The following is a 14,513-nucleotide window of genomic DNA, read 5'->3' on the forward strand; positions in this document are numbered from 1 at the left end:
TTTATAAAATTTTGTTTAATTTTTTATTTAGTTATTTTTCAAATATTCTCTTAGTACATACTGTAGAATACCCTGATGTCTGTAGTATTCAATTTCAATAGCAGAGTCCAGTCGGGCTTTTGCTTTAAAGTTTGTTTCCTTACCGGAAGGATGCACCGCTTTTACATCCAGTATTTTGTGAGGTGTAAGGTTTTCTGCAAGACCGGATATACTATAGGTTTCTGTACCGTCCAGACCAAGAGATTCAGCATTTTGTCCTTCTGTGAATACAAGTGGAGCAACGCCCATACCGACCAGGTTACTTCTGTGGATACGCTCAAAGCTTTCAGCAATTACCGCACGTACACCCAACAGGAAGGTTCCTTTTGCTGCCCAGTCTCGGGAAGAGCCTGATCCGTATTCTTTTCCAGCAAGAATAATCAGTGGGGTATGGTCCTTTTCATAAGCCATTGCAGTATCGAATACTGTTTTTACTTCATTAGTAGGGAAGTAACGGCTAAAGCCACCTTCTTTATCGGCAATTTTATTTTTAATTCTTACGTTGGCAAAGGTTCCACGCATCATAACCTCATGATTTCCTCTTCTGGATCCATAAGAGTTGAAGTCTTCTTTGTTTACATTACTGTTTTTCAGATATGCGCCTGCTGCCGAATCTTCTTTGAAAGAGCCTGCAGGAGAGATGTGGTCGGTAGTTACGGAATCGCCTAAGTATAATAATACTCTGGCATCTTTGATATCAGTTACCGGATCAGGATCTGCACTAATGTTCTCAAAGAAAGGAGCTTCTTTGATGTAGGTAGAATTTTGATCCCATTCGAAGTTCTGATCCAGGTTTACTTCCAGATTCTGCCAGTCTTCAGAGCCATCGAAGATGACATCATATACCTCTTTGAAGTCGCCTTGTTTCAGGCACTCATTTATTGTTTCCTGAATTTCTTCACGGGTAGGCCAGATGTCTTTCAGGTAGACAGGCTCACCATTTGGATCATACTGCAGAGGTTCCGTAGTAAGGTCTATATCAACATGCCCGGCTAATGCATAAGCAACAACGAGCATAGGGGACATCAGGAAGTTCATTTTTACCTGCGGATGAACTCTGGCTTCAAAGTTCCTGTTTCCGGAAAGTACTGAGGCAACAACCAGTTCACCTTTGTCCACAGCAGTGGCAATGGCCGGAGGTAATGGTCCAGAGTTACCGATACAGGATGTACATCCATAACCTACAGTATGAAAGCGAAGTGCTTCCAAATCAGTATTCAGCCCTGAACGTTCGAGATATTTGGTTACAACTTTAGAACCCGGTGCCAGAGATGTTTTTACCCAGGGCTTTGTTCTTAGTCCTTTTTCAATAGCATTTCTGGCAAGTAGTCCGGCACCTACCATTACAGCAGGGTTGGATGTATTGGTACAACTGGTAATAGCTGCAATAACAATACTACCATCACTTAATACAAATTCAGAGTTGTTTTGTTTTATTCTTACCGTATGCAGGGTATCCTGAATAACCTCAGAATGGCTCTGTCCTTCTATGGGAACTTTACCAAAAGTAAACTCCGTTCCCGAACCACCGTCAGATAACCAGGCATATTCTGTTCTTTTGGAAATAGGTTCGTAGTCACGATGGTGCTCATCTTTCAGTACTTCAGAGAATTTATGGCTGAGGTCTTTTACCAGAATTTTATCCTGTGGACGCTTAGGACCGGAAACTGTAGGTTCCAAAGTATCCAGATTCAGTTCTACTACAGAGGAATACAGGATATTTTCGTTTCCGGTTCTCCATAACAGGTTTTCTTTACAGTATTCTTCCACTATTTTAATTTGCTCCGGTGAACGGTTAGTGGCGTGCATATATTCTAATGTACGATCATCAATAGGGAAGTAGGTTACAGTACATCCAAACTCCGGAGACATATTAGAGATTGTAGCACGGTCTGTTACCGTTAGGTTGTCCAGACCGTCTCCAAAGACTTCTACAAATTTTCCGACTACTCCTTTGTCTCTCAGAATACGTGTAATAGACAATACCATATCGGTAGCTGTACAGTGTGGCGGGATCTTACCGGTAAGCTTCAAACCAACAACCTCAGGGCAGGTGAAAAATATTGGCTGTCCCAGCATAGCGGCTTCGGCTTCTATACCGCCTACACCCCAGGCAATTACGCCAATTCCGTTTACCATAGGTGTGTGTGAATCGGTTCCTACTAAAGTGTCCGGGAATAACCAGCCTTCTCTGTCAATGACACCTTTGGCCAGATATTCGAGGTTTACCTGGTGGCAGATTCCCATACCTGGTGGAACAACGGTAAAGTTGTTCAGTCCTTTTTGTGCCCATTTCAGGAGCTCATAACGCTCTTTATTTCTGTCAAATTCTAAAGTAACATTTTTATCATAAGAGTAATCTGTACCAAAATAATCAACCTGTACTGAATGGTCTATAACCAGGTCTACAGGAATAGCAGGATTTATTTTTTGTCCATCTTTTCCCTGACGTACAAATTCAGCACGGAGGGAAGCCATATCTACTACAGCAGGAACACCCGTGAAATCCTGCATTAGGATTCTGGCAGGCTTAAACGGTATATCTTTATCTACCGGGGCAGGCGTCCATTGCAGCAGGGTATCAACATGTTCGTCTGTTATGCTGAAACCATCGTAATTCCTCAGGACATTTTCCAGAAGAATACGAATACTGAAAGGAAGATGATTGACTCCTTTTTCCGAGAGATTTTTTAAAGAACTGTAATGGTAGTTTTTACCGTTTACAGATAACTCCTGTACCGATTTAGCTTTTTGGGTATTCATAAAGATGCGATTTTATGTGAACACCTAATTTACCGCTAAAAAAGAAAAAGCAAGCTAATATTATGATAGATTAACATGAATATTAACATTAAGGATGACTATTTGGAGAGGAGATATAATTAATAGGTGAATAGGTAAATTTGTTGAGAATGGTAAATGTGTGCAATCGTTAAATCGTAAATTTGTTAATTGGGTTAGGCGATTAAACAGTTACACGATTCCACAATTTTACAAAGTAATCAATATATCAATGCGCGAATGTGATAATCTGGTATTAAGGTTTTACGGTTCCACGATTAAACAATTGCACAATTTCACAACTAAATTATTTCTTATTACTGTAATAATCATAAGCCGCTCTGCCAATATCAGAAATAATCTTTTCAGAGTCATCAAAGCTTTCATAGGTATTATGGACAAAAACAGCAATATAAATCTTCTTCTTGCCCGGTAATTCTATTATTCCGTAATCATTAATTGCTCCAGTCATTCCTTCTTTATTGGTAAATGAAGTTCCGGTTCTGTGGGCAACTTTTACTCCAGTCGGAAGATTGCCTTTCAGGCGTTTTTTTCCACTTACATTATTTAGCATGGCGTTATACAGCCACTGTGTATTGGTTTTATTAAGAATCTTACTATTACTGAACTCTTGTAGTAAAAGCACTGCGAAATTAGGTGTAATCTTATTAATGAACTGAGAATCCCAGTCTTTATGCATTCCTTCCTCATTATTCTTTATGATAAAACTGCTGCTGTCCATAAATTCCTGTACCGTTTCAGGACCACCGATTAATCTGATAAGAATATCTGTAAGGTTATTATCACTATAGGAAACTGTCCATTTTAGGGCTTCTTCTAAAGTTATTGTGATATTTCCTGCCGGATATTTTTCTTTAAAGGGACTCCATGTATCATCCAAAAGTTCTTCTTTTTTGATGAAAAGTTTCTGATTCATGGAAAGCTTTCCTTTTTCTACTTCATGTAGGGCAGCAAGAGCCAATGGAAACTTAACTGTACTAAGCATTGGCAGCATTTGGTTTGCATTTATTCCGGTCATTTCCTTTTCATCGGGGCTCATAACAGAAATTCCGACAATTGATTTTTTACCAGAAATAATAGATTCTAAAGTTTTCTTTAATTGAGGATTTTCTCGGGTTTGAGAAAAAACAGATATTGATAGAAACAATGCAACAATGCACAGAATAGCTCTTTTAGCCATAAATAATGATGAGGTGTTAATTAATTTTTCGGAGACTAAAATAACTATAAAAACCCAAATTTTGTGAATAGATGAATATGTAAATTCGTGTAATCGTTAAATCGTTAATTTGTATATACAGTTTTACAGTTACACAGTTTCACGATTGGACAAATATTCAATGGGTGAATAGGTGAATGAGTGAATTCGTTTGTACGATTAGCTAACTTTACGATTTCACGATTAAACAATTCCACAAATTAACAATCTATAAAATACTCAATAGGTCATCTTTGGATAGATTACTGAAGAAAGAAGTTTCGGTGGTAATAAGATCCTGAGCCAGTTTTTTCTTTTTATTTTGCAGGTTCATCATTTTTTCTTCAATAGTATCAGAACATATCATTCTTACAGCCACTACATTTTTGGTCTGTCCGATGCGGTAGCTGCGGTCTATTGCCTGGTTTTCTACAGCAGGATTCCACCATGGATCTACAAGGTATACATAATCGGCCTCAGTAAGGTTAAGGCCTGTACCACCGGCTTTCAGGCTGATAAGGAAAACCCGTACCTGATCGTTATTCTGAAAGTGCTGAACTTTTGCACCGCGATCACGGGTTTGTCCGGTAAGATATTCATAGCGGATGTTCTTCTTATCCAGCTTAGCTTTAATCAGATCCAGCATTTCTACAAACTGAGAAAATACCAGTATTTTATGCTCTTTAGATTTGTTTTCTATCTGCTCAGTCAGAATCTCAATTTTCACAGCATTATCTCCCGAATGGCCATCTTTTAGCAAAGCCGGTGAGTTGCATATCTGCCGGAGTCTTGTTAGTCCCGTTAGTACATGCATGCTTTTGTTGTGGATTTCATTTTCCTCCGTAGCCGATATAAAGTCGCGGACTTCCTTTTCATAGATATCGTAAATTCGGCGCTGCTCCTCATTCATCTCACAATAGATCAGCATTTCGGTTTTTTCTGGTAGTTCTGTAGCTACCTGCTTTTTGGTTCTTCTGAGGATAAATGGTTTTATTTTATTTTGAAGCTCGATAGCCCGTTTACTATATTCGAATTTATCAATGGGAATAGCGTATATGTCTTTAAAATATTGTTTGCTTCCTAATAACCCGGGACAGGCAAAGGAAAGCTGCCCGTACAAATCAAAAGTATTATTTTCTACAGGGGTACCCGTCAGTGCAATTTTGTTACGGGACTGCAGCAGGCGTGCAGCTTTATATCTTTCCGAGTTTGGATTTTTAATGGTTTGTGATTCATCCAGAAAGATGTAGTTGAATTTGAATTTTTTCAGAAATGTAATATCTGAAAGTAACATGCCATACGTAGTTAGTACAACTTCGTATGGCTGGAAATCTGCGGCGCTTTTCTGTCTGTCTGCACCATAATGGGTTAGTACTTTTACAGAAGGTGCAAACTTAGCGAGTTCTTCCTGCCAATTGAAAAGCAGGGAAGTAGGCAGTACTACGAGATTGGTTGTATGTCCATGTTTTTCTCTTTGTGAGAGGATAAAAGCAATAATCTGAATGGTTTTACCCAGCCCCATATCGTCAGCAAGACAGCCTCCGAAATTATGATCATCCAAAAAGTTCAGCCAATTTAGTCCCTCCAGTTGATAAGCTCTTAGCTCAGCATCTAAAGCTTCGGGTACTGCAACTTCTGGGATACTGGCAGTTGCAGAGAAATGTTGTGTATAGGTTGCAATTTCTGCCTGTACTTCTTCACTCAGGACTTCCTTTTCAAATAGATCTTGTATTTCGGTATAGCTTATTTTTGGGATTTTCAGCAGCTCTTCATCAATATCACCAGCCTGAAAATAACGTGTAATTTTATGAATCCATTCTTCTGGAAGTATTCCAAGGCTACCATCATCCAGTTGTACAAACTTACTCTTATTCCGGATTGCACGGTGCACCTGTTTCAGGCTTGCCTTTTTATTTCCAAAACCTACTTTTAGCTGTGCATTGAACCAGTCGATTCCACTCGTTACTTCTATATTTATTTTAGCCCGGTACGGATTGAGCTTATTACTTTTTATATCATTGAATCCCAGAATTTGTATGCCTTCGCTTCGCCATGATTCAAATGCATTTAGAAACCATTCGTCATCCAGAAATTTATCTTTATGGAGGTAAAAGTATTCATGCTCTTCCATTTGTTCCCGGAAGTCGGAATGTTGCTCCATCACAATTCTGGTGAGCCTGATTTCAGCATTTTGATCACGCTCAATTTTAAACTCGTTTCCGTTCTGGTCGCTATCCAGTAATTGCTTTCGCGAGTATACCGGAATTTCCACATTGCCATACTTCATTACCGGAGTGATGGAAATATAATTGCCTTCCTGATGAAGATAGACCAGCTTTTCTGTCTTGTAATCTTTATCGGCTAACTGGCTTGGTGTAGCCTGCCGGATATAACTGTAATTAACCTGTACTTGCTGTTCCAGTGGTGCCAGTATACTCTGCATAAAAGTTTCGTATTTGGAACTGTGGATTATGAGTATTTCGTTATTGGACTTAAAGAACTGTATCACCCGCTGCATATCAGGATCTGTAATTACGTAATAAGTATTCCGGTAGTATACGAAATATTCGTTTCTGATAATTACCTGACTGAATGGGAGCGCAGTGTCACTAAATAATAATTCTCCGGTTACTTCGTAAAAAGGTTCTTTTTGGAAAACATGGAGCTTAATTTCAGCTTTCAGTGTATCTAGATTTACAGGAATCAATGATTTTGCCGATATAGTTTCTGCTACATCTCTGTCATGGTAATAGACTTCCAGATTTAGCGGATTTTGTACAACATGCTTCAGCGCTTCAGCTTCATCGGGATTAGTCTCTCCATACTGATTGTTAAAGCTTGCTATCGCTGAGTAGAACTTAATTTCTGACGCCTGTTCTGTTTTCCAGAGCAGCTTCATTACATCAATACTGTTTACCGGATTTTTCAATTTTCCGACCTGGGTAATATCAGCTTCCATCAACTGAAAATTCAGCATATTATAATACCGGTGTTTACCGATAACCAGAATCTGTCTTTTGTCGGTATTTTGTGTTGCCAGTTCTTTTATGAGGGACGGACGACGGGGAAGTAAATCTCTTTTCAGAATATGTTCATCTACCTGTAGTAATTCTTTTATTTTAGGACTTACCTGGAGTCTTCCGTCAATATAATCCAGCTGAAAATATACATCCAGATTGTTCTCTTTCTCTAGTCCATAGCCTTTTGCATAGGGGAGAAGGGTTTTATAACGCAGATAAGCATCAAAGAAAATACGATAATCTTTCTCTTCGATGATACAGTGGATAATTTCGGCTTGATGTACACATAGTTTATCGTCGCCAAAATCACAGGAGCACAATGTTATCAGATTGGCACCAACCTGACTAACAGCTACTCTGGGGAAATCTTCAAGAGAAGAACTCTTTGTAAATACACCGGCATTTAGTTCCAGTGCAATAGGAGAGATATCCTGAAACTCCTTTATAGCTATAAAGTCTGCATTTGTTGTATGCTTTAGCAGATCATAGATGTGCAGAGTTCTTATATTAAAGTCCGGTAAGATATATTCCTTAGGCAATCCCATTCTCTGAATTAGTAAAGAACAAAAATAAGGATTTTAGCAAAGCTTACTTCTGTATAAGTACATCTGAATCTGAAAAAATAAGCGCTATTGTTACAGCAGTATTTTTTCTTGTCCCTGAACGGAACATTGACAGAGAGAACATAGCAATAGTATTACAGATTTTACAGGAGAAAACATAATGATATAGTAGTAATCAGAACAAATATAAGGGATAATAAGGACTTGGTTGTTGGTTATTAGTTAATTGTAAAATCGTTTAACCGTGTAACTATTTAATCGTATAACCATATAAGCAAATTAACGATTGCACGGTTTAACAAATTCACCTCTTATAATTGTAAAATCGTTTAACCGTGTAATCGTATAAGCAAATTAACGATTACACGGTTTAACAAATTCAACTATTCATCCATTGACATATTGATTAATCTTTGTCAAATCGTGTAACTGTAAAACTGTATAAACAAATTAACGATTACACAAATTCACCTCTCGCCATTGCTATATGGCTGTATTAGTCTAATTTTATATTGAAATTGAATGGATGGTTATGACGGAAAAGAGTACAGAAGAATACCTGATTGATATATTTAAACTAAAAGAAGCTCCTAAGGATAAAGAATGGCAGGATTTGCTGGAACATGCACATTTAAGAACTTTTAAAAAGAATGAGGTTATCCTAAAGCAGCATCTGAGATTCACCGATGTACTGTTTGTAGCGGAAGGTATACTGGCTTCGGAATTTACCATGAAGGATAAAACGGTAATCGGAAGATTTTTTACTCCGCAAAATCTTTGCACCAATTTCGACAGTCTCCTTAATCAAACCGTTTCTCAATATAAGGTGGTCAGTATGACAAGCTGCAAAGTAATTGCCATTTCAGCTTCACAGTTTATGGAATATTATTACAATGGTAGTAGTGTAGGGAAGATACTCCGTAAAATTGTGTTGGAGATTATTACTGAAGATATCTGGATGACCAATGTAAAACTAATGTATCAGAAACCAGAAATGATCGCTTTTATGCAACAGCATTATCCTGAAATTGTCCGTGAAGTCCCGTATAAATATGTTGCCTTATTTCTGGGCATTACCCCCGAAGCTTATAGCCGTATTCTAAAGAAAGGCTATGAGCGTACTTTACTAAAGTCTTAACCATGGTTAAGTTTTTCAATTCTCTTTCGCGCCTACATTTGAAGTATAAATAATCCCAAAAAATAAAATTATGATAGCGGAAGAGAAAGAGACTGAAACCATGTTTTCAACAGTTAATCAATTACTGTCACCAAAACCTATGCTATTGGAAACCGGCGTTAAAAGGTTGGATAATGGTATGCTTCAGATTTCTGTACGTACGGATCTGCATGGCTGTAAAAGCCGAATGCTGGATTGGTGGTTTAAATATTTCGAGACAACAGAGCATTTAAAATGGTGGCACCCACATGACCATGTATCGCACGGTGGCTGGGACAGCCTTTGGGTAAAAAATAAATGCTATATAGGAGCAACAATACGGGCTACAGAATCTTTGGGAGATATTCCACCGCTACCGGCAATAATCAAATTCCATGATCCGGCAGAAATATTTAATCCTGTATTATTAGATCAGGCTTATGAGAATGAAGATGTAGGCGCTGTAGTATATGCACGAATTGGTTTTGGCGAGCATGCACCTGTAGACCAGAATGGAGATCCTGTGGATGGTTATATGTTTCATGTTTCCCGCGATACACCATTTGGCTGTGTACTCAGAAGCCAGTTTTATTTAGGTGCTACAGTTGCGAATACCCCCAATCCTTTGACTGAAGAAATTGGATTGGGACTTATGCAGCATTGTTATTCAGAATTTACTTATCTGTCCCGTTTTCTGGCTTCTATCTATTATGCCGAGAATCAGGATGGCGATAAAGCTCCATTACCATGGTGAAAGTAAGTACGAAGTTAGAAGTACGGAGATAGAAGTTAGAATTAAGAAATTGGCGGTATGCCTTAAGTGATTTTATATGATCAATCAAAAACTCCCGGTTATGCCGAGAGTTTTTGATGAGATTATTCAATACATTTAAAATTGTCCATTAGAAACTGCGCTTCATTTTCTGAAATATTTTCAGAAATAACAAGTGTTACTTTATTCTTTTTATTGCATTTTATGGTTTTTATAAAATCACTATCAGGATATTTTTTTTGGCCTACGGAAATATCAAAGAAGTGTTCAAATACAGTAGCGTTATTATGATAAGTTGTAAAGGCATATAATAATTTGTTCCAACTTTTAAAAGGGATTTTATTGGTTATAGACTTATCATCCATCATCTTCTTGTATTGCTGCATATTTTGTGCATAAACAAAATCTCCATACATGAGCATTGTAATTCTATAATATTCATTAGTATACCGATAGTAATTACCATTTGAATAAGATTCAGACTTGTTCGGAATCGAGTTATAGGAAGCGTATTTACTATATGATGTACAATTGGTTAAAAATAAAATTAGGACAAATAAAAGATACCTTGATTTTTGTACACCTTTAACTGGATAAAATTTTAATAACATGCTGTCAAATTATTTAAGTGTTATATCACTTCATTTTCAAATATTCAAATTAGTAAATTTTCAAATGGCTGCCTCTTCAATTTGAAATAATTTTATCTTATTTTTGCCCGAACATTCACTAGTACGAGCATTCATGGAATTAAATTATAAGTTAGAGGAACAGGATTATTTACAATTGTATATGTATGCTGCATCTAAAAACCAGGTTATAAAGCAACAGCGACAAAGAGTGTTATGGCTTTTGATTATAATCTACATCATTTGTTCATTGCTTATGTTTAGTATGAGTATGGTTTCTTTGTTTGTTTTTATAGCAGCAGCGATTACTGTTACACTTATTTATATATATTACTATGAACGTAAGCGTTATGAAAAGTTTTACTTAAAGAATATAAGAACTAATCTTAAAAATAGGATAGGGGTTAATTATAAGACTGTATTTGGCCCTCACGATGTTATTGTGACAGAGCCTAATGCTGAAGCAAAGTTTAAATATCCGAATATAGAACTTGTAGAAGAAATTAATGCCCATTATTTCTTTAAAATGAAAACAGGTGAAAGATTCATTGTACCTAAAAGTGCTGTTCAGAATCCTCAGGAGTTTAATCAGGTAATCAACAGGCTGTCTCAAGATTATAATATTCAGTTGGAACAGGAGCTTAATTGGAAGTGGAGATAGGAGGTTAGTTATTGGTTGTCAGATAATAGTGCAACTGTAAAACCGTTTAATCGTTTAATCGTATTACCCCATTCACATATTATAGTTGTAAAATCGTTTAATCGTTTTTACAATGTAAGCAAATTCAACCATTCACCTATTGACCCCATTGACATATCAATATATCTTCGCTTTACTGTACAAGCAAATTAACAAATTTACGATTGCACGAATTTACATATCCACCTACTCACCAATTATAGTTTTGAAATCGTTTAATCGTGTAACTGTATATACAAATTAACGATTACACGAATTCGCATATTTACAAATCTAGTATATTATAAAAAGAAAACCTTTCAGTACTCCTGAAAGGTTTTTATATATCTGGACTTTTGGGTTTTAATCATGCATTTCGCTTTCGACATAGCCCTCATCTTCAATTTGGAAGGTAGTATGGCTAATTTTGAAATTGCTTGTTGCCTGATCTGTGAGTATCCGTAGCATCTGGTTATGCGGAATAGTCTGATCAGAGATAACATGGGCACTCATAGCATTGATACCAGAGGTTAGTGACCATACATGGAGATCATGAAGGCTTTTAACACCCGGGACTTTTTCCATAGTACTGCGCAGCTCGTTAATATCTACATCTTTAGGAGTTCCTTCCAATAATACATGAATAGCTTCCATCAGAAGTCGCCATGTTCTCGGGAAGATCAGTAGACCAATACCTGCTGAGATCAGAGGATCGGCATAATACCAGCCTGTTGTAAGCATAACCACACCGGCGATCATTACCCCGACAGAGGTTAGCATATCAGATAATACTTCAAAGTAGGCACCCTTCATATTCAGGCTGTCACCAGAGCTTTTCCTAAGGATCATCATCCCGGCAATATTCACTAAAAGTCCGATTCCTGCTACGATAAGCATCGCCTTGCTTTGTACTTCCGGTGGATTCAGGAAGCGCTGATAAGCTTCGTAGAGCACATAAATAGAAATCGCTAAAAGGACAACAGCATTGATAACTGCGGCTAGTATCTCGGTACGGTAATAGCCAAAAGTTTTGGAGGATGTAGCTTTTCGTTCACCAATTCGGATGGCAATATAAGCCAGCAATAGGCCTACAACATCGGTAAGCATATGTGCTGCATCGGCTAACAGAGCCAAACTATTGGTGATAAGTCCACCAATGACTTCAGCGATAAGGTAAAGACCACTGAAGGAAAGTACAATCAGTAAGTTTTTTTTATGCTTACTGGAGGCTGAGGCTGTTTGTATATTCGTTTCACTCATGGTGTTTGGGATTACATTTCGTAGTATAAAGGATTTCTCTTTTTCTGTGGCACATTTTGCTCACCCATCATTTCCCTCAAGTTGATTTCTATGGTCTGAGCCAGAGAAGTCATCGGTGTATCTACAGGCGTATTTTCAAACGGATCCTGCATGATAATAGCTGTTTTTTCAATAGCGATAAATAGGGTAGGGATAAGGATGGTAATTCCAATTTCTATGATTAACAGGGAAAGCTGAGAATCGTCGAATCCAAATGGCAGAATGGCAGCAAATACATAGATAAGGCTATGTACCAAAATGCTGTAAGAACGTGGAAATACTGTATTCTTGATCCTTTCACATTTTCCCATGCTGTCGCATAGACGTGCTAAGGTTTCATTCAGTTGTACAAGTCTGAACTCACTAATCAGTCCTTTGTCCGCCAATTGCTTTAGTTGCAAAGAATGCTCATCCAGTAAAGTATTGGGGATATTAGTGGCCGCTATTCTGTGATCGATAAGATAATCCTGAACACGATCCGAGAAAGGGAGCTTTCTAAGGGATTCCCCAAGAGCATAGTTCCAGATAATTTGACGCTGGGCAAATTCCTGAATAATAGCTTCGCTTCCCAAAGGAAGTGCCTGGGTAATCTGACGGATAAATGTGCGGGAATCATTGACAATGGCTCCCCATATCATACGGGCTTCCCACCATCTCTCGTAAGACTGTGAAATTCTGAAAGCCAGGAGGAGAGATACAGCTGTCCCTACCAATGCCGGAATAGCAAGAGGAAGTGATATTTTCTGAAAGGCCGGTAACTGATCTAAAATACCAATAGCCACTGCAAACATGGAAATCAGTAATAACTGGGATTTAATTAGATTAATGAAATACCAGATAGATATTTTCTTTTTTAGCAGCATAGTGTGTTGTGTTATTGTTTGTGATATATAAAAGATGAAGGCGTTTTTATTTAAAAATGTCAGTCCGGGCGTTTAATGGAAATGACGATAAATGATAATTACAGCGTAATAATTAATAATATAAAATTAAACTTTTGAAATCATATTCGATTATAAAAATGGTTCAAAATATTACACCAGATTTACCCGGACTGACGTGTTTACATTAATTAGATGTGTGTTTTTGGGTTAATGTAAATTTATCTTAATGTTCGTGCTCGCCGACATTGGTAAGCTTGGCATTGACAAAGAAGGCTCCTTTTACTACAACTTTGGCGTCGGGTGCAAGTTGCCCTACAGGTGTTATTGCTGTATAGCCCATATCAGATGTACCTTTTATAACTTCTATTTTTTCGAAGTTGGTTGTTTTAGCATGAGACTTTTCAGCAAGAGCATCTTTTTTATCTTCTGATTCTTCATGTGCTTCCGTTTTTTTATTCGTCTGTATAAAAACGTAAAATTTGCCATCAGCCTCTACAATCGCTTCGTTTGGAACAGCAGGTGTTGTACTGTGATCCAGACTTACCACTCCGGTGATGTTCATTCCGTCAATAAGTCCAGTTTTGTTTCCGATTACAGTACAGTGTACCGCAATTGTTTTGCTCTCGTTTTCAAAAGAAGATCCTATACTATATACCTTAGCATCGTATTCTGTTTCAGGATTGTTGGTGAGTTTGAAATGTACAATCTGACCAATACGCATTCTTGGCAGATCTTTTTCAAATACCTGTAAATCCAGGTGAAGCGAAGTGTTGTCTATAATTTCGGCAACAGGAGCAGATACATCTACATAGCTGCCAATCTGAGCTCTGATATTACTAATTGTTCCACTGATAGGAGCCGTAATAGCCAAACCTGTTCTCATACTTGCATTGGTAACGGAAGCCGGATTAATACCCATCATTTGTAATTGTCGGGCTAGAGAAGCCTTTTGTGTAGACAAAGTTCTGAGTTCGGAAGAAGAACTTTGCAGGTTCTTTTTGGTTCCGGCATCGTGCGTATACAATTCATTTTGTCTTTTGTATTCCTGTTCGGCAAAAGCAATTCTGCTGATCGTGGTAAGATACTGTTCCTGCACACGGATGTATTCCGGATTGGCTATAGTAGCAATTACCTGGCCTTTGCGAACATAGTCTCCCTCCAGAATGTTAAGCGTTTTTACAACACCGCTGAAAAGAGCTGCTACAGTTGCCTTATTATTATTGGGAACACGAAGCAGACCATTGGCTTTTACTGTAGCCGTTAGTTCCTTCATTTCTATGGGACCTGTAGTAACGCCGACTGACTGTATCTGGTCTTCAGTAAGACTGGCAATAGTAGGTGCTGCCTCTTCATGATCTTTCGCTTTTGCAGGCTGTTCGGCTTTAGTCTCAGGAGCAGCTTCTTTTTTGCCACAGCTGGTGAAGATTAAAGAAGCAGTTATCAGGTAAATTATGGTTTGTTTCAGTTTCATT

At 37.8% G+C, this 14,513-nt stretch carries 10 protein-coding genes; 3 read left to right on the forward strand and 7 right to left on the reverse strand.

Annotated features, from left to right (window positions below):
• Positions 1-27: 27 nt before the first annotated feature.
• From acnA to BAZ10_RS18120, 3 genes are all read right to left on the reverse strand, one after another.
• Positions 28-2,802, reverse strand: coding sequence for an aconitate hydratase AcnA (gene acnA / locus BAZ10_RS18110; protein ID WP_078773240.1), 2,775 nt, complete (start codon positions 2,800-2,802; stop codon positions 28-30).
• Between the two features lie 325 nt (positions 2,803-3,127).
• Positions 3,128-4,021 carry a class A beta-lactamase gene (gene bla, locus BAZ10_RS18115; protein WP_078773241.1) on the reverse strand — a complete coding sequence of 298 codons (894 nt, stop codon included), beginning with the start codon at positions 4,019-4,021 and terminating at the stop codon, positions 3,128-3,130.
• A gap of 247 nt (positions 4,022-4,268) precedes the next feature.
• A complete protein-coding gene (locus tag BAZ10_RS18120; RefSeq protein WP_078773242.1) occupies positions 4,269-7,604 on the reverse strand; it encodes a DEAD/DEAH box helicase in 3,336 nt (1,111 codons plus the stop codon).
• Between the two features lie 550 nt (positions 7,605-8,154).
• Here BAZ10_RS18120 and BAZ10_RS18125 point away from each other — a divergent pair.
• Both BAZ10_RS18125 and BAZ10_RS18130 read left to right on the forward strand, forming a co-directional pair.
• On the forward strand, positions 8,155-8,760 hold the full coding sequence (locus BAZ10_RS18125) for a Crp/Fnr family transcriptional regulator (RefSeq protein ID WP_165689700.1): 606 nt from the start codon (positions 8,155-8,157) through the stop codon (positions 8,758-8,760).
• A 70-nt stretch (positions 8,761-8,830) separates the two neighbouring features.
• Positions 8,831-9,532, forward strand: a complete 702-nt coding sequence (locus BAZ10_RS18130; protein ID WP_078773244.1) for a DAPG hydrolase family protein — start codon at positions 8,831-8,833, stop codon at positions 9,530-9,532.
• Positions 9,533-9,654: 122 nt separating this feature from the next.
• Here the strand turns inward: BAZ10_RS18130 and BAZ10_RS19325 are convergent, their stop codons facing one another.
• Positions 9,655-9,936, reverse strand: a complete 282-nt coding sequence (locus BAZ10_RS19325; RefSeq protein ID WP_245803867.1) for an HAD family hydrolase — start codon at positions 9,934-9,936, stop codon at positions 9,655-9,657.
• Between the two features lie 358 nt (positions 9,937-10,294).
• On the opposite strand from BAZ10_RS19325, the gene BAZ10_RS18140 reads away from it, so the two are divergent.
• Positions 10,295-10,840: a YcxB family protein gene (locus BAZ10_RS18140; protein ID WP_078773246.1), complete on the forward strand. Its 546-nt coding sequence runs from the start codon at positions 10,295-10,297 to the stop codon at positions 10,838-10,840.
• Positions 10,841-11,221: 381 nt separating this feature from the next.
• On the opposite strand, the gene BAZ10_RS18145 is transcribed toward BAZ10_RS18140, so the two are convergent.
• The 3 genes from BAZ10_RS18145 to BAZ10_RS18155 form a co-directional block, all read right to left on the reverse strand.
• A complete protein-coding gene (locus tag BAZ10_RS18145) occupies positions 11,222-12,118 on the reverse strand; it encodes a cation diffusion facilitator family transporter (RefSeq protein WP_078773247.1) in 897 nt (298 codons plus the stop codon).
• Positions 12,119-12,129: 11 nt separating this feature from the next.
• The gene (locus BAZ10_RS18150; protein WP_078773248.1) at positions 12,130-13,020 is read right to left on the reverse strand and encodes a bestrophin family protein; all 891 of its coding nucleotides are present in this window, start codon (positions 13,018-13,020) and stop codon (positions 12,130-12,132) included.
• 244 nt (positions 13,021-13,264) lie between these two features.
• Positions 13,265-14,512: an efflux RND transporter periplasmic adaptor subunit gene (locus tag BAZ10_RS18155; protein WP_078773249.1), complete on the reverse strand. Its 1,248-nt coding sequence runs from the start codon at positions 14,510-14,512 to the stop codon at positions 13,265-13,267.
• Position 14,513: the final 1 nt, after the last annotated feature.

The organism is Elizabethkingia occulta, from assembly GCF_002023715.1.
GTDB classification, from domain to species: Bacteria; Bacteroidota; Bacteroidia; order Flavobacteriales; family Weeksellaceae; genus Elizabethkingia; species Elizabethkingia occulta.